Consider the following 20,575-nt stretch of genomic DNA (forward strand, 5'->3'; position numbering starts at 1 on the left):
TTTAACGTCTGATAATTTTTGAATATCTTTGAATTTCATCCAAGAATTATCCCTTGAATTAAATAATTTTGCTGATTAATTTAAGATCAAATAAATTGTACGTTTTTTGATTTATGACGGAAGTCTAATGTATTATGCCAATGTTTGGGTTGGTGTGGTGGCCACAATTATCGTGCCGATTTATTTTTGGCTGACCTTCAAACAATCACAAAAACTGGCAGGCAAACGCCGTGCCCTACGCGATAATTTTGAAAAGAAAAATCAGGGTATTCTGAGTATTATCAATTCGATAACGGTCATTAAATCTTTTAACAAAGAAGCCGTCGAATCGAAAAAACAATTAAATCTGCAAAAGTCGCTGACTGAAAACCAAATGCAGACACGGCAAACCAGTTATATCTTTGACGGACTCAAAACCTTTATCGAACAGGTCGGTGTGGTACTGATCATCATTCTGACAGCCTATTTTGTTTTGGATGGGCAAATGAGTATCGGGATGATTATGTATCACGTGTTGTTATTTAATAACGTCTCTGCCCCGATTCGCTCGCTGCATCGTATCTATGATGAAATTAACTCTGCGATGATTTATTCGGAAAGCTTCTTTAATATCTTAGAAGCGGATCATGAAATTGAAACCAGTGGCACTGCCCAACCTACGATTCAAGGTCAATTTGAATTGAGCAATGTCGACTTTAGCTATCCCAATGGTTTTCAGGCATTGCACCGCATCAACATGACCATCCAACCGAATAAAATCACCGCATTGGTTGGTTTATCTGGCGCTGGTAAATCGACATTAATTAGCTTATTAGATAAGTTTTATCATCCTCAAGCGGGCAATATCAAACTCGATGGCATCGACCTAGAACAAATTGATACGCAGTATTTACGTGAAAATATTGGTTTGGTTTTACAAAAAAATCATATTTTCCCAGGTTCAATTTTTGAAAATATTCGCTATGGCAAAAGTACAGCCACAGAGCAAGAAGTCTTTGATGCAGCACGAAAAGCCTCGATCCATGATCAGATCTTAAAACTTCCACATGCCTATGAAGCCGATGCCCTACTGCTTTCGGGTGGACAACAACAGCGCATTGCCTTGGCACGTATGTTCCTGAAAAATCCACCGATTATTTTCTTGGACGAACCGACGGCTAGTTTAGACGCGATCGCTGCTGAACAAATTAAAAATAGTCTGGATCAAATTAAACAAGGGCGTACCGTCATCATGATTTCACATAGTTTGTCGCAAATTATCGATGCCGATTACACCTATGTGATGAAAGACGGACAAATCGTAGAACACGGGGAGCATCATGATTTGTACCATCAAGAAGGTGCCTATAAGCAAATCTTCGATGCGATGGCGAAAAGTTTAAATATTGACAAAATTGCCCGGACTTTTGAGGAAGACGAAGAAACACATAGTTAATTTTAGACCGAAAAAAGCCCATCGTTTGATGGGCTTCGTTCATATTTGTTTTATTCAATTAACGCTGAACTTTTTGCTCAATTTCTTCAACACTGGTGTGACGGACATCTAGACCTTTCACCATATAAATCACCTGTTCAGAGATATTTCGAGCATGGTCACCAATACGTTCAAGTGAACGCAGCACCCAAAGTACATTCATCACCCGAGTAATATGGCGTGGATCTTCTATCATATACGTCATGAGGGTACGGGTTGCCGATTGATACTCGCGGTCAATATCAGCATCGGCCAAAAGGACACGTAAAGCCTGATCTACATCCAAACGTGCAAAGGCATCGAGCGCATCATGAATCATCACGCGGACTTGGTTGCCAATATGACGTGTTTCCATATAGCCACGCGGTGAACCCCCCTCTTCACACAAGCTTTGTGCAATACGGGCAATTTTTGCCGCTTCATCACCAATCCGTTCTAAATCGGTGTTGGCTTTCGACATCGCAATCACCATGCGTAGATCAATTGCAGCAGGATGACGACGCGCCAAAATTAGGGTAAGCGCTTCATCAATTTCAGTTTCCATACGGTTCACCGTATTGTCTTGAAATTGAACATCAATCGCCATTGTTGCATCCGTATCCAATAAGGCATGAATGGCATTTGCAACCTGCTGCTCCACTAAACCACCCATGGTCATAAATTTGGTATGCACATCCTGCAACTCTTCATTGAATTGCGAAGAAATATGATGGTTTAAAACAGGATTATTAGGCAAAGCGAGTCTCCACTACAACGTGAATCGGCAGATTTTAGTGCCATATTAAAGCATATTGATTGTGAAACTTTTATGACCATGGATTATTTCTTTAGTAGGATCGATGGCTGATTTTTCTGATCGACCAACCATGCATTCATTTCCACTAAATCAGCTTCCGTTAATTTCCCAACGGAGGCTTTGAGTTGTAATACATGTATTAAATAATCGTACTTGGAATTTAAATAATCTTGACGGGCTGAAAAGGCATTACGCTGTGCCAGTAGCACATCAACCATAGTTTTCAGACCTTCCTGATACTGGGCTTGTGATGCTAAAGACACTTGCGCGGAAGAATCCATCGCGGCTTTACGTGCCTGTAATTTACTTTGATCCGTTTCGACTTGCATATAAGATTTTTTTACATCGGTTTGTGCTTTTCGAATTGCTGCATCCACCTGTGCTTGGCTTTTTTCAACATTGATCGCTGCTTGCTTAATGGATTTCTGTGTCCGTCCGCCATTAAACACATTCCAGTTCATTTCAATCCCCACCTGATCAAATTGACCATCTTGCGACATGATGGATTGTGGACTTTGCTTGTTATAACCATAGGTCCCTACCGCTTCAATCTGAGGATATAAGGCAGCTTTTTCGACGCGTTTGCCATCTTCCGCATAACGTTGTTGCATACGCGCTTGTAAAATGCCTAGGTTCTGCTCCTGAGCCAGTTCTTCCCACGCTTGTACATTGTTTGGAATCGGTTTTTCAAAATGAAAATCTTCACGTAACACCGCCAAATTTTCTCGATATGGCCCAATCAACTGTTGTAATTGTTCCTGCGCCAAAACCAATTGAACATTGGTCGCCATACGGTTGGCCCGAGCATTTTGATATTGAGCATTGGCTTCGCTGACATCACTTTTTGCCACCAAACCTTCTTTTAATTTAGCATTCATCATGCGCAGCTGTTCAGATAGCGCCTGTTCTTCTTGTAAGTTGGCAACCGTCAATGCTTGCTGACGTAGGACATTAAAATAAGCTTCGGATACATTTAAAATATGATCTTGTTTTTGAATCCGCAGATTGATTTCACTTAAATTAATCGAGGTCTTGACTTGCTTCAGCCCTTCCCATGCATCCCAACGAAAAATGGGCTGACGGGCAGTAAGCGCAATTTGTCTTGTTGTGGTGCTGTCTGGCATGATCAGCCCGGCTTGAGCGCCACTTTGGTTGGAATTTTGATTTTTTCGGGTCACATTTCCGGAGATTGTTACCGTCGGGAGTAAGTTCCCATTGGCAATCCCCAAATTCAATTTATCCGCTTCATATTGTAGTTTATTGGCTTGCCAATTGGGGTCTTCTTGTTTTGCACGTTCATAAGCTTGCACAAGATCTAGCGCACACGCCCACTGACTCGTGAAAAGTAAACAAAGACCCACCACAACTTTTTTGTTCATTTTTTTTGTAAATTCCTAATATTCAAATACCCGAGATTGAATATTCAAGCCTAAAACTAAGCAAATACTAATCATATCCTTGCAAATTTCCGTATGATTTTTATTAATTTTTTATATCAAATGCGACAAAACCGGATAATTTCAGTCGTTTTCGGACACTACTCACAACGCTATAACAAAGAACTGTACAATAGTACACATATTGCACGTGTTTCATCTATAAAATAGTCGACATTCCATCGGACAATACCACTTCTATAGCGCATCGAGTTCCTGTGTCAAAATTTTTTCAGCTGCCTGCAAAGTTTAGTGCAATGTTTTTATGTTTCAGTATGTTGAATGGATGCCAACAACAGCCTGAACCTCAACCTGCACCAGAGTTTCCCAACAATAAGACTGTTCAAAAAGAAGCAGTCGATTTGTCTTTGCTGTGCAAAAAACTTGAAAAAAACATGCTGGAAATAGACGATCAACGCACAACTTTCGCTTTAGAACAAATCAACCAAGATCTCAAAGTCTGCTTACCGCTATTAAAAGCGGACGAACAAAAAAAATTACTGCGTTTGTCCAATCAAATGTATCGTAACTTTTTACATGTTGAACGTACAGCTCAACAGCAAATGGCGTTCGAACAATTTGCCTTTGATATGGCTCAGCATCCTACCATTCAACAAAATCATTATGAGCAGCTCACTGCCCGAGATCAGTATTTACTGAAACATAAAGGCCAAGCTTATGTGGAGTTGTTCGATGCAGGTGAAGGACAATTACGCTATCGCCGCAGTCCTGAATATTTAGCCAAAATTTTTGCGCCTTATATGGAAGAATCTGAGCAAGTCTTTATTGAAAAACTGGCTGAACAAAATGCACAACCTGCCTTGCTGCAACAAAGTTTAGCCATTGAGCCACAAGAGATTGCGACACGTGCAATTTTTTGGGAAGACTATCTCAAACAATATCCAGATAGCCCCTACAAAAAAGATGCACAACAATTACTATATCAATATAGCCAGTTGTTATTTATTGGTTCGGCACATAGTCCAGTTTCCAATGACTTTTCAGACCGCCTCAGTATTCAAGCCAGTTCTTTAGAAGAAATTGAACGCTTGGCTCAATTAAAAAACTCCAAATTGGCAGATCAGGCGCGTTTATTTTTAAAATTATTAGATCAAAATACTGCTGCATCTAATCAGCGATCAGAAGCGCAGCTGTTGAATTTAATTGGTGTCCGCAATCCTGATCCGCATTATAAGAAAGACTGTTTTAGTGACGCCATCTGTGTAAATCAGTCCTCTACTTAGCCAATGCAAGTTCAATTGCACATGTGCCTAGCCAAAATTCTGCACTGCAAAATCGATGAAAAATAACACTGTTTTAAAACAGCCTTCATGCTAATATCCGCACAAAGCTTGACGGAGCGCAGGTAATTTCCTGCTGAGATCATCTAAATTTAGTTCGCTAAATTTAAGGATGAGTACCGTTGAACCTGATCAGGTTAATACCTGCGTAGGAATCAAGCCATCTAAAAACTTAAGCCCTTCTTATCTCTTGGTTTTACGCCTTTATTTTCAGGTGAATCCATCAGATAAACTGCCACGTTTTTGGTCGTGCTTGATTCGTTGATGTCATTCATAAGGATCATCGCAATGAACCAATTAACGAATCTCACCGCTTCAGATCGCGCTGCTCAACATGAACAAGATGCTAAAGATCTCACTCGTATTCTCCCCGCGTCAAAGAAAGTCTATATCCAAGGCTCACGTCCAGATATTCGCGTACCAATGCGTGAAATTAGCCTTACAGATACGCCTACAGGTCTGGGTGGAGAAAAAAATCTGCCGATCATGGTTTATGACACCTCTGGTGCTTATACAGACCCCAATATTCAAATTGACCTGAATCAAGGTCTACCCAATGTCCGTGAATCTTGGATCGAGTCTCGAAATGATACGGAAATACTCGATACCTTAACTTCAAAATTTGGACAAGAGCGTCTTCGAGATATTCGTACTGCAGAGATTCGTTTTGCGCATATTTCAAAACCCCGTCGCGCTCGTCGTGGACACAATGTCTCTCAAATGCACTATGCCAAACAAGGCATCATCACTCCTGAAATGGAATACATTGCGATTCGTGAAAATCAGCGCCAACATGAAGGTGTTGATATGCGCCAACATGCCGGTCAAAATTTTGGCGCACGCAATTTAACTGAAATCACCCCAGAATTTGTACGTCAAGAAGTGGCTGAAGGTCGTGCCATTATCCCTGCCAACATTAACCACCCTGAATGTGAACCGATGATTATTGGTCGTAACTTCTTGGTGAAAATCAATGCCAACATTGGTAACTCAGCACTTGGTTCAAGCATCGATGAAGAAGTGGCAAAAATGACTTGGGCAACTCGTTGGGGTGCTGACACCATCATGGATTTATCGACAGGTAAAAATATCCATGAGACCCGCGAATGGATTATTCGCAACTCCCCTGTACCGATTGGCACCGTGCCGATTTACCAAGCTTTAGAAAAAGTTGATGGTGTCGCAGAGGACTTAACCTGGGAAATTTTCAAAGACACACTGATTGAACAAGCCGAGCAAGGTGTCGATTATTTTACGATTCACGCAGGCGTACTGCTTCGTTATGTTCCACTCACCGCCAACCGTTTAACAGGTATTGTGTCACGTGGCGGATCCATCATGGCGCAGTGGTGCTTAGCGCATCATGAAGAAAACTTCCTGTATACGCATTTTGATGAAATCTGCGAAATCATGAAAGCCTATGATGTGTCATTCAGTTTAGGTGATGGTTTACGTCCGGGGTGTATTCAAGATGCTAACGATGAAGCTCAATTTAGTGAATTACGCACCTTAGGTGAATTGACTCACCGGGCATGGGAACATGATGTACAAGTCATGATTGAAGGCCCAGGCCATGTCCCAATGCACATGATCAAAGAAAATATGGATCTACAACTCGAGGTTTGCAAAGAAGCACCTTTTTATACCCTTGGGCCGCTCACCACCGATATTGCCCCGGGCTATGACCACATTACCTCTGCGATTGGTGCGGCAATGATTGGTTGGTACGGCACCGCGATGCTGTGTTATGTGACCCCGAAAGAGCACCTTGGTCTACCAGATAAAAAAGACGTCAAAGATGGCATTATCACCTACAAAATTGCAGCCCATGCCGCAGACCTTGCCAAAGGTCATCCCGGTGCGCAGGCCCGTGATAATGCATTGTCGAAAGCACGCTTTGAATTCCGCTGGGAAGACCAATTTAATCTGAGCTTAGACCCTGATACAGCACGCAGCATGCATGATGAAACTATGCCGAGAGAAGCACATAAATCGGCCCATTTTTGTTCCATGTGTGGACCTAAATTTTGCTCGATGAAAATCACACAAAATGTGAGAGATTATGCAAAAAATCAGCAAGATATGCAGCTTTCTTCAGAATCTAATCCTGAAATTGAGACAGGTTTACAAAGCATGAAAGCGGCCTATCATGAACATGGTCAAAAGTTGTACCATAAAGTGTAAAGCTTAAAAAAAATCTTTTGTATTCAACAAAATCTCGGTTAGGATGAAATGGAAGATTTCATCCTAATTAGCGCTTATGAATATTATTAAACAGGCCACATATAACAAAAAAGATTACAGCATTGAAGGGCGTGAACATCTTTATAAAGGCTTTATTCAAGTTGAAAAAGTTCAGCTTCGACACCGCTTATTCCATCAAGACAGCATGATTCCAACCATTCAGCGTGAATTGATTCATCGTCCTGAAGCAGCAGGTGTGCTGATCTATAGTCATCAACAACAAAAATTTGCCTTAATTGAACAATTCCGCATTGGGGCGATTGATGATGAAACTTCGCCATGGCAACTAGAGATTATTGCCGGCGTGCTCGATGGTGATGAATCTGCTGAAAGCTGCATCCGCCGTGAAAGTTTGGAAGAATCAGGCTGTGAATTAGATGCACTACAGCATTTATTTAGTTTTTATCCCTCTGCGGGTGCCTGCGCGGAATTATTCCACCTTTATAGTGCTGAATCTGAACTTCCCGAACATGGAGGAGTCTTTGGCATGCCTGATGAAGGAGAAAATATTCAATTGCATATCTTAAACTATGCTGATATTCCTGAATTATTAACCAATGGTCGGCTAAAAAACGCACCTGTCATTATGGCCTTGCAATGGTTACAACAACAAATACATACTACAAGGAATGTCTAAGGGGAAGGACATGACTTTAAGGGATACACCACAATACGACTGGACACTGATCCAGATCTCGGACACACATTTAATGGATCAGGAAGATCTTGAATTTGTCCGCATGAATCCAGAGCAGAGTTTTCACGATGTGATTCAACAAATTCAGTTGAACCATCATCACATCGATACGCTTGTCCATACTGGCGATCTTGCACAAGTGCCGGTAGAGCGTACCTATGCGCGTTATCTCGAATATATGCAACAGCAGCCGTTTCCGTTTTATCAGATTCCAGGGAACCATGACGAAGCGTCTTGCTTCCCATTTCATCAACAGGAAGATCGTGCTCACTGCATCGCATTAGGCAATTGGTGTCTGATTTTACTGAACAGTGCGGTTAAAGGAAAAGTGGATGGTTGGGTATCACAACAGCAGTTGGAACAATTAGATCAGTTACTCACAGCACACTCACAGCAACACATCATTGTGGCATGCCACCACCACCCTTTTGCCATGCAATCGCATTGGATAGATCAGCATAAACTAAAGAACGCTGAACATCTCATAGATGTGCTTTCACGCCATGACAATGTCAAAATTGTACTATGCGGACACGTACATCAAGACTCGTCTAATCAATGGCGCAATATTCAGTTTTTATCGACGCCTTCGACCAGTGTTCAGTTCAAACCGCATAGTGAAAATTTTGCCTTAGATGAGGCTTTACCAGGGTATCGTGCACTCTATCTGAATGATAATGGTGAATTTAAAACTGAAGTTGTTCGGGTCAAATTGAAACAACCTCAAATTAATGTTGAAATTTCAGGTTATTAACTTTTCAATTTGATTTTTTTGCTTTACTTTATGGCTTCTAAAGGAAAAGTGATAGTTAGAATCCAAACATCAAAGACTATCAATAAGCAGAAAAAGTCTATATGATGACGACCCCCACAGAAGGAAACTCTGTGTTGGGTGGATAAAAAACTTGCATATCACCATATTTTTTGCGTATAGATATATGCATATGATGAGGAATGCCCTACATGGCGAATGACAACCAAAATCAAGTCTTAGACGAACAAACTGATGTAGTAGACGAAAAGTCTACCAAACGCGTGCGCAAATCAAAGCCAAAGGCGACTGAAGGTGGTTCTACTGCAAGCTTATTTGGTATTGAACCTTATCAGCCTAAAAAGAATGAAGAATACATGTCTGAAGGGCAACTTGAGCATTTCCGTCACATCTTATTGGCGTGGAAAGCTGAGTTAATGTCTGAAGTAGACCGTACTTTGAATACCATGCAAGACGAAAATACTGCGCTTCCAGATGTGAACGACCGTGCAACGCAAGAAGAAGAATTTGCGATTGAACTTCGTACACGTGACCGTGAACGTAAACTGATCCGTAAAATTGAACAATCAATTGAAGCGATCAAAAATGATGACTACGGTTTCTGTGAAACGTGTGGTATCGAAATTGGCTTACGTCGCCTAGAAGCACGTCCAACAGCAACTTTATGTATCGACTGCAAAACACTTGCAGAGATCAAAGAGAAGCAAAATAACGGTTAATTCTGTGTTGAGTAATTCCTCTCTAGCCCTCCCTTTAAAAAAGGGAGGGAAAGTTGCAGAGCATTACGTGGGTCGGTTTGCGCCATCGCCAACCGGCCCTTTGCATTTTGGCTCTTTAATTACAGCAGTCGCAAGCTACTGCGATGCCCGTGCCCATCAGGGGCAATGGGTCGTTCGTATCGAAGATACCGACATTCCACGTATATTCCCCGGCAGCGAAGAACACATCTTACGTTGTATTGATGCATTTCAATTCGAACCAGATACCGAGATCATTTTCCAAAAAGACCGCCTCGAAATCTATGAGCAAGTCATTGCACATTTGTATTCCCAAGACTTGATCTATGCCTGTCAATGCACCCGAAAAATGCTTGGTTCAAATCATATCTATCAAGGCACATGTCGTAATCTTGGCCTTCCCCTTCAGGATCAGGCCATTCGAATCAAAGTCGATGCACAGAACATTTGTTTTACCGACCGCTTACAAGGGACGCATTGCTCCAATCTGCAACAAGATTTGGGCGACTTCGTCTTAAAACGCCGTGATGGCATTATCAATTATCAACTTGCTGTCGTGGTGGATGACTACCTACAAGGGATGACCCATGTCGTACGTGGAGCTGATCTTTTGGACAATACCGAACGTCAAATTTGGCTCGGACAGGTTTTGGGTTATCCACGCCTTGAATACATGCACTTGCCATTGGCAATGAATAATCAGGGACAAAAACTGTCAAAACAGAATATGGCTCAAGCTCTTGATTTAAACCAAGCAGCACCTTTATTGCAACAAGCATTGCAGGCCCTACATCAACCGCCAGTCGACTTAGACACGCCGCGCATTATGCTACAACAGGCGATTGCGCAGTGGGATATTCAACAAATTCCCCATGGCACAGCATTGCCTCAAATCTATCAATAAACCCACATCCCTATCTGAGCCAATCACTCGATATTCAATTGAATTATGCTTTAATAAAGTGATCAATTGACCATTGGAGAGCCTAATGTTTTTTATTTTTGGAGTTGGTCCGAAAACCAAAGTCATTGAAAAGAGCCAATTTACTTGCCCTGTCTGCCGCAGCAGAACTCAGTATGAGTTGAAACAGCAACGTAATTATTTTTCTTTATTTTTTATTCCATTGATTCCACTATCTAAAGCCAAGGCGAGCTTGGTCAAATGTCTCCATTGTGGAACGGAGATGCCGGCGAGTGTACTGCACCATGCATCTCCCGATCCGCAACGAGATACGAATTTAGAAGCTTGATTCTTCTTTACTTGGGTTCACTTCTTTGGTCGTCGCATCGATCTTTAAGATCAGACTCACCATAACCGCACAGATAATCAGAGAAGACCCTCCATAACTAATAAACGGTAAGGTCAAACCCTTGGTAGGAAGCATGCCCATGTTCATGCCGGCATTCACCAAAATTTGCAGCAAGAAGATAATACTAATGCCATAAGCCAAGTAGCCTGCACGTAAGTATTGATGACGTAAAGCACGATGACCAATGCGAATACAGCAGATCAACATCACAAATGACAGCGTCAATACGGTCAAAATCCCAAAGAAGCCAAATTCTTCGCCCAAAACCGCCAACATGAAGTCAGTATGAGCCTCAGGTAAATACGACATTTTTTGAATACTATGACCCAAGCCGACACCAAACCATTCACCGCGACCAAAAGCCATTAATGCATTCGACAACTGGTAGCCTGCGCCTAATGGATCATTCCATGGATTTGAGAAGGACATCAAACGTTCTAAACGATAAGGTTCAAATAAAATCAAGAACACAAAGGCCATGATGATCGCACCAAAGGCAATTGCGAACTGAATCAACGGTGCTCCTGCGAGGAAGAATACCCCTAGCATGGTTAAGGCAATCACCACCGTCGCCCCTAAATCGGGCTCAGCCATGACCAAACCGACAGTTGCAGCCATAATCACTGCCAAACGTACCAAGCCCTTGATGTTATTGCGGACTTCTTCGGCACGCCGTACCACATAGTCTGCGGTAAATATCGCCATCATGACTTTGGCGACTTCCGAAGCCTGTAAGGTAAAACCTGCGATCCGAATCCAACGCTTAGAACCATTGACTTCAGTACCTACCGCCAAAACGGCAGCTAACAGGACAATGGTCACAATCCATAAAAAGAAGGTGTTGTTAAACCACACATTTAACGGCACTTTATAGGCGATATACGCAGCCATGGCGGCAGCGGCAATCGAAATCCCGTGTCGTGAAATGTAATGGAAGGCATTTTCATGCATGCGCTCTGCATAAGGCATCGAAGCAGATGCCACCATGATCGACCCAATACACAACAATGCCAAAACACAGAACATTAAAACATTGCGCACGTTGACCTCGGCAGGTAACCGAGGAATCCAACGCTCTACAACTTCATTTATTCTATTTATGGTCGTCTGAGCTAACCCAGCCATACAACTTTCCTTATCGTTCTTTTAAACGAGTGCATTCACACAATCAACAAATTGGTGTCCACGCTCACTGTAACCTTTAAACATATCAAAACTTGCGCACGCTGGAGACAATAACACCACATCATTGGCTACCGCATTTTGTTGGCACAGCTCAACCGCTTGTTTCAAACTTTCAGCATGAATCAGCGTGGTTGTCCCTTCAATCGCTTTTTCAATAATTGGACGATCTTCACCAATCAACACCGCAACTTTGGCATATTTTGAAAGTGAATCACGCAGCGCAGTAAAGTCCTGCCCTTTGCCTTGACCACCTAAAATAATCGCCACTTTACCGCCTTTGGCTTCAATCGCGGCACCTAGACCATCAATCGCAGCTAAAGTCGCACCAATATTGGTGCCTTTAGAGTCGTTATAATAACGAACACCATGCACTTCTTTGACAAATTCACAGCGGTGCTCTAAACCTTTAAAGGTTTTCAAAGTTTCCAACATGCCTTCGAGTGGCAAACCAATCGCTTCACCCAAAGCCAAACATGCCAAGGCGTTTGCCACATTATGTGTCCCTTGAATATACATGTCTGCACTTTTCAGTAAACGCTCACGACCACGTGCCAACCAAATTGTGCCATCAGTATCGCGTAAAATACCAAACTGATTCATATCTGGAGCATTTAGGCCAAAGCTTTGCATTGGAGTAATATCTGGAACCAATGGACGTGTTAATGAATCATCACGGTTATACACCACTTTTTTCACCGCTTGGAAAATACGATGCTTCGCAGTGTGATAGCCCATCATATCGCCATGACGGTCCAAATGGTCTTCGCTCATGTTCAACACAACAGCAACCTCTGCTGCCAAGTTCGACGTGGTTTCTAATTGAAAACTTGAAAGCTCTAAAACATAAAGCTCAGGATCATCTTTGGTGAGATCCAAAGCCGGTCGACCCAGGTTGCCACCCACTGCCACTTTTTTGCCTGCATCTGCTGCCATAAGACCAAATAAAGTCGTTACGGTACTTTTCGCATTCGAACCTGTAATCGCGACAATTGGCTTATCCGTCGCACGACGTAAAATTTGAATTTCTGAAACCACAGGAATGTTGGCTGCAATGGCCGCCTGAATTTGCGGTAATTTTGGATCTAGCCCCGGGCTGATAATAATTTCTTCTGCTTGGAGTAATAAATCTTGATCCAACTGACCAAAACTGGTTTGTACATCACTTGGAATTTGATCATGACCCGGTGGGACTGCTCGTGAATCGGTGACTGCAACGCGGTAGCCATGGCTATGTAAGAAATTCACTGCGGAAACACCAGAAATCCCTAATCCGGCAACAACCTTCAATCCACCACGCTGTATTAACATTTTCGCCCCATTTTTTGGTCGGTTTTTAAATCTGACAAAATGTTAGCACTTTGCTGTTTTGAATGCTTTTTATGTTTTCACTTTCTCGCAGTTTTTTTGTGTCCGCTCGTAAAAAACCGCCCATCTCGGGCGGTTTCTTCACGCAACGGGCGGTGAGCTTATTTCCACTTCACCGCTTGTACTTCAGCTTTTTTTGCAGATGAATTATCCGAAGCTGAACATCCACAACCGCCTGCACAGCCTGCTGCCATTTTTGGCTTTAACCATTTGGCTAGACTGTTCCAACCACGGTTTGCACAGTGCTCAGATAAAGTTGTGAAGACTGAGTTCGATGTTTTTGGAAATACCTTCTTAAACACCACGACAGCACTCCAAATCACCAATACCGCAATAATTATTGATTCAAGCATGTCTCTCTCCTTTGTTCAGCTTTTGCCATTCACAATTCAGAATCCAAAATAGCGTGTTGCAAATTGATACGTGATGAATGCCATTAAATAAGCCAAACCAAATAAATAGATGGTCATGAAACTCACCGTTTTCAAGGAGCCAGTTTCACGTTTAACTGTCGCCAGTGTCGCCAAGCAATGTGGCGCATAAATAAACCACACCAATAATGATAAACCGGTTGCCAATGACCAACCCAATGACCCATCACTACTAATTAAATTTGCCAGGCCTTGAGACATGGCATCGTCATCTGTTGCAGACAAGGCATACACCGTACCCAATGCCGCCACAACGACTTCACGTGCCGCCATCGCTGGAATTAAGGCAATACAGATCTGCCAGTTAAACCCTAATGGTGCAAAAATCGGTTGTAATACATGCCCAAGCATACCTGCCAATGAATAATCAATATCCGGCAAGGTTGCGCCTTCTGGCGGTTGCGGGAAAGTACACAAGAACCATAACAAAATCGATAAAGCGAAAATGATGCCACCGACACGTTTCAAGAAAATCTTGGCACGGTCCAGTAAACCAATCCAAACACTCTTAATATCTGGGAAACGGTAGCTTGGAAGTTCCATCAATAAGGCATGCTGTGATTTATCTTTTTGGAAGAATTTCAGGACTGTTGCCACAATTAAGGCACTCACAATCCCTGCTGCATATAATGCAAATAGTACCAAGCCTTGTAAGTTAAAGACGCCCCAGACTATTTGCTCTGGAATAAATGCCGAGATCAACAAAGCATAAACCGGTAAACGTGCCGAACACGTCATCAACGGCGCAACTAAAATCGTTACTAGACGATCTCGAGGATCTTGAATACTCCGAGTTGCCATAATGCCCGGTACAGCACAGGCAAAGCTCGATAACAGAGGAATAAAAGCACGACCACTCAGACCCGCTTTAAACATCAGCTTATCTAGTAAGAACGCTGCACGTGGTAAATAACCTGATTCTTCTAAAACCAAAATAAAGAAGAATAAAATTAAAATCTGCGGCAAGAACACCACCACACCACCTGCACCCGCAATGATCCCATCAACCACCAAGCTGTTCAGTAGTGGATGTGAAATGTGTTCACCAACCAATTCACCGAACCAACCGAAGAAGGTTTCAATACCGTCCATAAACGGCGCAGCCCATGCAAACACCGCTTGGAAGATAATAAACATCATCACCGCTAAGGTAATTAAACCAAAGACTGGATGTAGAAAAATTTTATCGAGGAAGTCTGAGCGTTTATCTTCATGATCAACAAACACCACCACGTCTTTTAAAATTTGTTCAATTTTTTCGTGGTTAGTCCCAGAAAGATTGGTATCACTTAATGACGCATCTGGTTTTCTGAAACCTTCAGCATCCAAAGCACCCATTAAGTTTTCAATACCCGCATTACGCACAGCAACGGTTTCTACGACAGGCACACCCAAACGCTGAGACAGCTTTTGGGTATTGATTTGCATGCCACGACGGCGTGCTTCATCCATCATATTGAGGACAAGTAAAATTGGTCGACCCAAATCGATCATTTCCATGACCAAACCGAGGTGCAATTTTAAGTTTGTCGCATCAACGACACATAAAAAAACATCTTGATGGCCTTCTTCTGCAATTTTACCTTGCACGACATCACGCGTAATCGCTTCATCAGGACTCGTCGCTTCTAAGCTATATGTCCCCGGCAAATCCAAAACTCGAACAGATTTACCCGATGGCAAAGTAAATTGACCAACTTTACGCTCAACCGTTACCCCAGCATAGTTCGCAACTTTCTGACGTGTGCCCGTTAAATGATTGAATAATGAAGTTTTACCACAATTTGGATTACCAACGAGGGCAATACGTAACGCATCACTCATGCTGATGCCCCTTCCATTGCTATTTCCACTTTTTCAGCTTCTACTTTTCGCAGTGCGAAACGAGTAAACCCAACTTGAATTAAAATCGGATCACCACCAAAAATACCTTTGGTAATCACCTGTACTTTTGTTCCGGGAACAAAACCCAAAGTCTCTAAACGGCTAGCGACTAAATCAGCCGGAGCATTGTTGCCATTCTGGTTACGATGTACCTTATGAATGACTGCGCTTTGTTTCACTTTCAAATCAGATAATCGCACGCAACTAACCCTAAAAAATTTTGAACATTATACAAACAAATGAGAATAATTAACAAATCGGATTCGATTTCAATTCTCATTTAGCAATCTAGCATCGACACGACTATTTTTTTAAATTACATTGCATTAAACCATTGTGATTTCTTGGTTTAATTTCAAAAATGAGCGGCACATGTTAAATAAAAAACCACGAATCCCGACCCCAGTCCAAATTCCAGAAACACTCAGTTTTTTACACGGATATCGTGATGATTTAATTGCTCAAACCGTCAGCCCACACACTCGCAATGCATATTTATCTGATTTAATTCAATGCAGTGAGTGTCATACGCATGTCATGACTGATTGGAGCAGTGACGACATTTCAGATGTCTTGCTTAGCCTGACTAAACAAGGAAAAAGCCCTCGCTCGATCGCCCGCTCACTTTCTGCACTGCGTTCATTTTTCAAGTTCTTGCGTGAACAAAAAATACGCAGTGACAATCCTGTTGCAATCCATAAAACACCCAAATTGGGTCGTGCCCTACCAAAGGATTTATCTGAAGCAGATGTTGAAGCCCTGATTAATGCCCCAGACCTCAACACCGCATTGGGTCTACGTGATCGTGCCATGCTCGAAGTGCTGTATGCCTGTGGTTTACGTGTCTCTGAGTTATTAAATTTAAGATTAGAACTGATCAATCTTAAACAAGGCTATTTACGAATTACCGGTAAAGGCAATAAAGAACGCTTAGTCCCTTTAGGACAAATGGCGGTGGAATGGATCGAGAAGTATTTAGCTGAAGCACGTCCCGTTTTATACAAAAGTGCAACCGATGCTTTATTTCTCACTCAACTTGGTGGAATGATGAGTCGCCAAAACTTTTGGTACGCGATTAAACGCTATGCGCTCATTGCAGGCATTCAAGCCGAATTATCACCACATACCTTACGCCACGCCTTTGCCACGCATTTGCTCAACCACGGTGCCGACTTACGTGTCGTGCAGATGCTGCTCGGCCACAGTGACTTGTCTACCACGCAAATTTATACCCATGTCGCGCAGGTTCGTATGCAAAAATTACATGCAGACTATCATCCGAGAGCTTAACGGCAGGAAATATCAGACCAAGAAGTTCTATCGTGCCCGATATTTTTTGCTATGCTTACTCACCTGTTTGATAAAGCTAAAAGAAAAGGGTTGTTTATGTTATTTACCCGTTCAAAAATTTTTCTCGCATCGACACTTGTTGCCAGTATGGCGTTAGTGGCTTGTTCTAATTCAAATAATGACGAAAAGAAAGATGCGACATTAACGGCAAGTACGCCTGCAACTGGTGAAGCTTCGAATTTATCTGAACGTAATGCTCAGCAGCGTTTAATTGATACTTTGCAATCCAATCTGCAAAAAGCCAATATCAAGGCCAAAGTCACTGGGGTGAAAGCGACTGAAGTTCCTAATTTGTTTTGGGTGAGTTTTGAAGGCATGCCTGCGGTCTATGCTACAGCTGATGGTAAATACATTTTCCAAGGCGACGTGGTTCGTTTAGGTGAAAAACAACTCTTTAATGTAGGCGATACGCTACAAGCAGAGGCCAACAAAAAATTATTTGATCAATTAAAAACTGAAGACCTACTGATTTATAAAGCCAAAGGTAAAACCAAACACGTAGTTTATGTGTTTACCGATGTCAGCTGTCCTTATTGCCATAAATTACATGAACAAATGGATGATATTAATGCCCGTGGCATTGAAGTCCGTTATATCGCTTGGCCACGTGGTGAACAACACATGCCAATGATGGAAACTATCTGGTGTAGCAAAGACCGTCGTGCCGCATTTGATAAAGCCATTGCCGGTGAGCAAATCGAGCCTGCATCATGTCAAAACCCTGTGCGCAACATGTATGAAATGGGTCTAAATATTGGTGTGAATGGTACGCCAGCGATCTATAACGCAGAAGGCAAACACATCGGTGCTTACATGTCGGCTTCCGAACTTGAAAGTTCGCTTAAATAACTAATTTTTATAGGCTAAATGAATGTTTTTTATGGGTAGGAATAAAGTGATTTCTACCCTAGAGTCCGAACGTTTTTTTAGCTATGATCTAAACTCACTTAAAGCAATGATGAAATAAATGGAGTGTGACGTGAAACCAGTTCGTCTGGCAATCCTCGGTCTTGGTACTGTGGGTGGTGGTGCCCTTAAACTACTAAAAGAAAATGCTGCTGAGATTAAACGTCGCACCGGTCGTGAAATTGAAATTACCCATGTGGGTACGCGTCGCCCTCGTCCTGATTTAGAACTGCCTGCTTCAGTGAAGCAAAGTGCTGATTTATTGGATATCGTCCGTCAACCCGATGTAGACGTTGTGGTTGAAGTTATGGGCGGCATTCACCCTGCCTATGAAGTGATTCGTGAAGCAATCGTTCATGGCAAACAAGTAGTCACAGCCAACAAAGCACTTTTAGCTGAACACGGTAATGAATTGTTCAAATTGGCCGATGATCATCACGTTCAGATTGCTTATGAAGCAGCTGTCGCAGGTGGTATCCCAATTATTAAAGTCCTCCGTGAGGGTTTGGCAGCCAATAAAATTGACTGGCTTGCAGGTATCATTAACGGTACTGGTAACTTTATCCTGACTGAAATGCGTGAAAAAGGTCGTGCCTTTGCAGACGTTCTCAAAGAAGCGCAAGAACTCGGTTATGCCGAAGCAGATCCAACATTCGACGTCGAAGGCATCGATGCGGCGCACAAGTTAACATTGCTGGCTTCTATTGCTTTTGGTATCCCACTCCAGTTTGACAAAGTCTTCACTGAAGGCATCAGCAAAGTTACTGCGCAAGATGTCAAATATGCTGAAGACCTTGGTTTCCGTATTAAACATTTAGGTATTGCACGTCGTGCTGCAACAGGCATTGAGCTTCGTGTACATCCAACGCTGATCCCTGAAGACCAACTGATTGCCAATGTAAATGGCGTTAAAAATGCTGTGTTGGTTCAAGCCAATGCCGTTGGTCCAACGCTTTACTATGGTGCAGGCGCAGGTGCAGGCCCGACCGCATCAGCGGTGGTTGCTGATGTTGTCGATATTGTCCGTGACATCTCCTATACCGAAGATGGCGCTGGCACAATTCCACAGCTTGCGTTTGAAGCCCTAACTGATTTACCAATTCTTCCACGTGAAGAAATGACCACTGGATACTACATCCGTATTAATGCCGAAGATCAAACTGGCGTTCTTGCTGATGTCACTACGATTTTAAGCCGTGCAGGAATTAGCATCGATGCGATCATGCAACAGCCGCGCTTAAAAGACCTTATTCCTATCGTGATTCTGACTGATCCAGTCAAAGAATCTAAAATGGATGAAGCACTTCAACAAATTCAAGCATTACCTGTCATTCATGGCGAAATTGTACGAATTCGTTTAGAATCGCTTGATAATTAATCGGGTCGAGGGGAATATTTCAGTTCCTCTCGCCAAGCTCTACACACAATTGGAACATCATCATGTCTAATGCCAATCGTTATACTGGTTTAGTTGACCGCTATCGCGACCGTTTACCCGTATCTGCAACTACTCGCGCAATTTCTTTGGGCGAAGGTAATACGCCACTGATTAAGCTTGAGAATATTCCACGCATTATTGGCAAAAATGTTGAAATTTATGTGAAGTACGAGGGCTTAAACCCGACTGGTTCATTTAAAGACCGTGGTATGACCATGGCTGTAACAAAAGCAGTGGAAGAAGGCTCTAAAGCAATTATCTGTGCATCTACAGGTAATACATCTGCTGCAGCGGCTGCTTATGCTGCACGTGCAGGCATTAAAGCCTTTGTGCTCATCCCAGAAGGCAAAATTGCCATGGGTAAAATGGCACAAGCGATGATGTATGGCGCAGTAACAATGCAAATCCACGGTAACTTCGATGACGGTATGCGTCTTGTAAAAGAAGTTGCGGATCAAGCACCAGTTACGATTGTAAACTCAATCAACCCATACCGTCTGCAAGGTCAAAAAACCATTGCTTACGAAATCGTTGACGAATTAGGTCGTGCACCAGACTACCACTGCCTACCTGTAGGTAATGCGGGTAACATCACAGCACACTGGATGGGTTATACCGAAGCTGTGGCGAATCAGCCTAAAGAAGAATTTGTACAAGTGGTTTATGATCCTGAAACTGATCAATTCACAGGTCCAAAACCTGCGGGTCTACCAACAATGGTGGGTTACCAAGCTGCTGGCGCGGCACCATTCCTACGCGGCGCACCTGTAGAAAACCCTGAAACTGTAGCAACTGCGATCCGTATTGGTAATCCACAAAGCTGGAACCATGCTAAAGCCGTAGTCCGCGACTCAGAAGGTTGGTTTGACGAACTGCAAGATGCTGAAATCTTAGAAGCACAGCGTCTACTATCTATGTACGAAGGTGTATTCGTAGAACCTGCTTCTGCAGCTTCTATCGGTGGCGCGATTCGTGACATCAAAGCAGGTAAAATTGCTGAAGGTTCTGTGATCGTATGTACTGTAACAGGTAACGGTTTAAAAGATCCTGACACTGCCATCAAGCAATGCCAAGATGCCGTAATGTTGTCGATTGATGCAACTATGGATCAAGTTCGTGATTCAATTCTGTCAAATATGTAATTTATATGCTGACTGAATAAAAAAAAGCCCTGCTCTTGCAGGGCTTTTTTTATATCTTGCATTCACTTCAGCATTTAAACGTTGAGTAAATCTAAATACTGAAAGAA

Annotated in this window: 18 protein-coding genes, 1 pseudogene and 1 riboswitch; of the genes and pseudogenes, 12 read left to right on the forward strand and 7 right to left on the reverse strand. The window is 42.6% G+C overall.

Annotation, left to right across the window (positions count from 1 at the left end; translation table 11 throughout):
• Nucleotides 1-124: 124 nt before the first annotated feature.
• Nucleotides 125-1,435 (forward strand): annotated as a pseudogene (locus FTT85_RS08090) (ABC transporter ATP-binding protein); the annotation flags it as partial.
• Between the two features lie 58 nt (nucleotides 1,436-1,493).
• Here the strand turns inward: FTT85_RS08090 and phoU are convergent.
• Both phoU and FTT85_RS08100 read right to left on the reverse strand, forming a co-directional pair.
• Nucleotides 1,494-2,210 (reverse strand): phosphate signaling complex protein PhoU, encoded by a 717-nt coding sequence (gene phoU / locus FTT85_RS08095; protein WP_078189433.1) that lies wholly within the window; start codon nucleotides 2,208-2,210, stop codon nucleotides 1,494-1,496.
• A gap of 83 nt (nucleotides 2,211-2,293) precedes the next feature.
• Nucleotides 2,294-3,649 carry a TolC family outer membrane protein gene (locus FTT85_RS08100; RefSeq protein ID WP_180039956.1) on the reverse strand — a complete coding sequence of 452 codons (1,356 nt, stop codon included), beginning with the start codon at nucleotides 3,647-3,649 and terminating at the stop codon, nucleotides 2,294-2,296.
• Nucleotides 3,650-3,981: 332 nt separating this feature from the next.
• Between FTT85_RS08100 and FTT85_RS08105 the strand changes: the two genes are divergently transcribed.
• The 7 genes from FTT85_RS08105 to FTT85_RS08135 all read left to right on the forward strand — a co-directional run bounded on the left by FTT85_RS08105 (nucleotide 3,982) and on the right by FTT85_RS08135 (nucleotide 10,707).
• The gene (locus FTT85_RS08105; protein ID WP_233945409.1) at nucleotides 3,982-4,950 is read left to right on the forward strand and encodes a hypothetical protein; all 969 of its coding nucleotides are present in this window, start codon (nucleotides 3,982-3,984) and stop codon (nucleotides 4,948-4,950) included.
• Nucleotides 4,951-5,052: 102 nt separating this feature from the next.
• A riboswitch (TPP riboswitch) is annotated at nucleotides 5,053-5,179 on the forward strand.
• A gap of 116 nt (nucleotides 5,180-5,295) precedes the next feature.
• Entirely contained in the window at nucleotides 5,296-7,191 is a 1,896-nt protein-coding gene (gene thiC / locus FTT85_RS08110) for a phosphomethylpyrimidine synthase ThiC (RefSeq protein ID WP_180164331.1), read from the forward strand.
• 76 nt (nucleotides 7,192-7,267) lie between these two features.
• Nucleotides 7,268-7,888 carry an NUDIX domain-containing protein gene (locus tag FTT85_RS08115; RefSeq protein ID WP_180055461.1) on the forward strand — a complete coding sequence of 207 codons (621 nt, stop codon included), beginning with the start codon at nucleotides 7,268-7,270 and terminating at the stop codon, nucleotides 7,886-7,888.
• A 10-nt stretch (nucleotides 7,889-7,898) separates the two neighbouring features.
• Nucleotides 7,899-8,702: a 3',5'-cyclic-AMP phosphodiesterase gene (gene cpdA, locus FTT85_RS08120; RefSeq protein WP_180055462.1), complete on the forward strand. Its 804-nt coding sequence runs from the start codon at nucleotides 7,899-7,901 to the stop codon at nucleotides 8,700-8,702.
• A gap of 209 nt (nucleotides 8,703-8,911) precedes the next feature.
• Nucleotides 8,912-9,439, forward strand: coding sequence for an RNA polymerase-binding protein DksA (dksA, locus tag FTT85_RS08125; RefSeq protein WP_078189438.1), 528 nt, complete (start codon nucleotides 8,912-8,914; stop codon nucleotides 9,437-9,439).
• A gap of 4 nt (nucleotides 9,440-9,443) precedes the next feature.
• Nucleotides 9,444-10,361 carry a tRNA glutamyl-Q(34) synthetase GluQRS gene (gene gluQRS, locus FTT85_RS08130; RefSeq protein ID WP_373685816.1) on the forward strand — a complete coding sequence of 306 codons (918 nt, stop codon included), beginning with the start codon at nucleotides 9,444-9,446 and terminating at the stop codon, nucleotides 10,359-10,361.
• Between the two features lie 85 nt (nucleotides 10,362-10,446).
• Nucleotides 10,447-10,707, forward strand: a complete 261-nt coding sequence (locus FTT85_RS08135) for a zinc-ribbon domain-containing protein (RefSeq protein ID WP_078189439.1) — start codon at nucleotides 10,447-10,449, stop codon at nucleotides 10,705-10,707.
• Here FTT85_RS08135 and ftsW read toward each other — a convergent pair.
• The 5 genes from ftsW to FTT85_RS08160 form a co-directional block, all read right to left on the reverse strand.
• Entirely contained in the window at nucleotides 10,696-11,892 is a 1,197-nt protein-coding gene (gene ftsW / locus FTT85_RS08140; RefSeq protein WP_180035957.1) for a putative lipid II flippase FtsW, read from the reverse strand. The two genes, FTT85_RS08135 and ftsW, sit on opposite strands and share 12 nt — an antisense overlap.
• A 21-nt stretch (nucleotides 11,893-11,913) precedes the next feature.
• Complete coding sequence (gene murD, locus FTT85_RS08145) at nucleotides 11,914-13,260, reverse strand: UDP-N-acetylmuramoyl-L-alanine--D-glutamate ligase (protein ID WP_168378220.1); 1,347 nt, start codon at nucleotides 13,258-13,260, stop codon at nucleotides 11,914-11,916.
• Nucleotides 13,261-13,418: 158 nt separating this feature from the next.
• Complete coding sequence (locus FTT85_RS08150) at nucleotides 13,419-13,670, reverse strand: DUF6587 family protein (protein WP_180008057.1); 252 nt, start codon at nucleotides 13,668-13,670, stop codon at nucleotides 13,419-13,421.
• Nucleotides 13,671-13,706: 36 nt separating this feature from the next.
• Entirely contained in the window at nucleotides 13,707-15,572 is a 1,866-nt protein-coding gene (feoB, locus tag FTT85_RS08155) for a ferrous iron transport protein B (RefSeq protein ID WP_180183287.1), read from the reverse strand.
• Nucleotides 15,569-15,832 carry a FeoA family protein gene (locus FTT85_RS08160; RefSeq protein WP_078189444.1) on the reverse strand — a complete coding sequence of 88 codons (264 nt, stop codon included), beginning with the start codon at nucleotides 15,830-15,832 and terminating at the stop codon, nucleotides 15,569-15,571. The genes feoB and FTT85_RS08160 overlap by 4 nt, the downstream gene beginning before the upstream one ends.
• 172 nt (nucleotides 15,833-16,004) lie before the next feature.
• Here FTT85_RS08160 and xerD point away from each other — a divergent pair, with 172 nt between their 5' ends.
• The 4 genes from xerD (at nucleotide 16,005) to thrC (ending at nucleotide 20,468) form a co-directional block, all read left to right on the forward strand.
• Nucleotides 16,005-16,922 carry a site-specific tyrosine recombinase XerD gene (gene xerD, locus FTT85_RS08165; protein ID WP_180010677.1) on the forward strand — a complete coding sequence of 306 codons (918 nt, stop codon included), beginning with the start codon at nucleotides 16,005-16,007 and terminating at the stop codon, nucleotides 16,920-16,922.
• A 96-nt stretch (nucleotides 16,923-17,018) separates the two neighbouring features.
• Entirely contained in the window at nucleotides 17,019-17,831 is an 813-nt protein-coding gene (locus tag FTT85_RS08170; RefSeq protein WP_180183288.1) for a DsbC family protein, read from the forward strand.
• A 130-nt stretch (nucleotides 17,832-17,961) separates the two neighbouring features.
• Nucleotides 17,962-19,266: a homoserine dehydrogenase gene (locus tag FTT85_RS08175; RefSeq protein WP_078192857.1), complete on the forward strand. Its 1,305-nt coding sequence runs from the start codon at nucleotides 17,962-17,964 to the stop codon at nucleotides 19,264-19,266.
• Nucleotides 19,267-19,328: 62 nt separating this feature from the next.
• On the forward strand, nucleotides 19,329-20,468 hold the full coding sequence (thrC, locus tag FTT85_RS08180; RefSeq protein WP_078192584.1) for a threonine synthase: 1,140 nt from the start codon (nucleotides 19,329-19,331) through the stop codon (nucleotides 20,466-20,468).
• The last annotated feature ends 107 nt before the right edge of the window (nucleotides 20,469-20,575 follow it).

Origin of the sequence: Acinetobacter sp. YH01020, assembly GCF_013420275.1 — a bacterium.
GTDB lineage: Bacteria > Pseudomonadota > Gammaproteobacteria > Pseudomonadales > Moraxellaceae > Acinetobacter > Acinetobacter amyesii.

Excerpts from the sequence above, each read along its gene's own strand:
- FTT85_RS08150 (WP_180008057.1), bottom strand. The coding sequence starts at position 13,670 with ATGCTTGAATCAATAATTATTGCGGTATTGGTGATTTGGAGTGCTGTC.
- FTT85_RS08105 (WP_233945409.1), top strand. The coding sequence starts at position 3,982 with ATGTTGAATGGATGCCAACAACAGCCTGAACCTCAACCTGCACCAGAG.
- cpdA (WP_180055462.1), top strand. The coding sequence starts at position 7,899 with ATGACTTTAAGGGATACACCACAATACGACTGGACACTGATCCAGATC.
- feoB (WP_180183287.1), bottom strand. The coding sequence starts at position 15,572 with ATGAGTGATGCGTTACGTATTGCCCTCGTTGGTAATCCAAATTGTGGT.
- FTT85_RS08115 (WP_180055461.1), top strand. The coding sequence starts at position 7,268 with ATGAATATTATTAAACAGGCCACATATAACAAAAAAGATTACAGCATT.
- FTT85_RS08100 (WP_180039956.1), bottom strand. The coding sequence starts at position 3,649 with ATGAACAAAAAAGTTGTGGTGGGTCTTTGTTTACTTTTCACGAGTCAG.
- FTT85_RS08135 (WP_078189439.1), top strand. The coding sequence starts at position 10,447 with ATGTTTTTTATTTTTGGAGTTGGTCCGAAAACCAAAGTCATTGAAAAG.
- thiC (WP_180164331.1), top strand. The coding sequence starts at position 5,296 with ATGAACCAATTAACGAATCTCACCGCTTCAGATCGCGCTGCTCAACAT.
- ftsW (WP_180035957.1), bottom strand. The coding sequence starts at position 11,892 with ATGGCTGGGTTAGCTCAGACGACCATAAATAGAATAAATGAAGTTGTA.
- dksA (WP_078189438.1), top strand. The coding sequence starts at position 8,912 with ATGGCGAATGACAACCAAAATCAAGTCTTAGACGAACAAACTGATGTA.
- xerD (WP_180010677.1), top strand. The coding sequence starts at position 16,005 with ATGTTAAATAAAAAACCACGAATCCCGACCCCAGTCCAAATTCCAGAA.
- murD (WP_168378220.1), bottom strand. The coding sequence starts at position 13,260 with ATGTTAATACAGCGTGGTGGATTGAAGGTTGTTGCCGGATTAGGGATT.
- thrC (WP_078192584.1), top strand. The coding sequence starts at position 19,329 with ATGTCTAATGCCAATCGTTATACTGGTTTAGTTGACCGCTATCGCGAC.
- FTT85_RS08170 (WP_180183288.1), top strand. The coding sequence starts at position 17,019 with ATGTTATTTACCCGTTCAAAAATTTTTCTCGCATCGACACTTGTTGCC.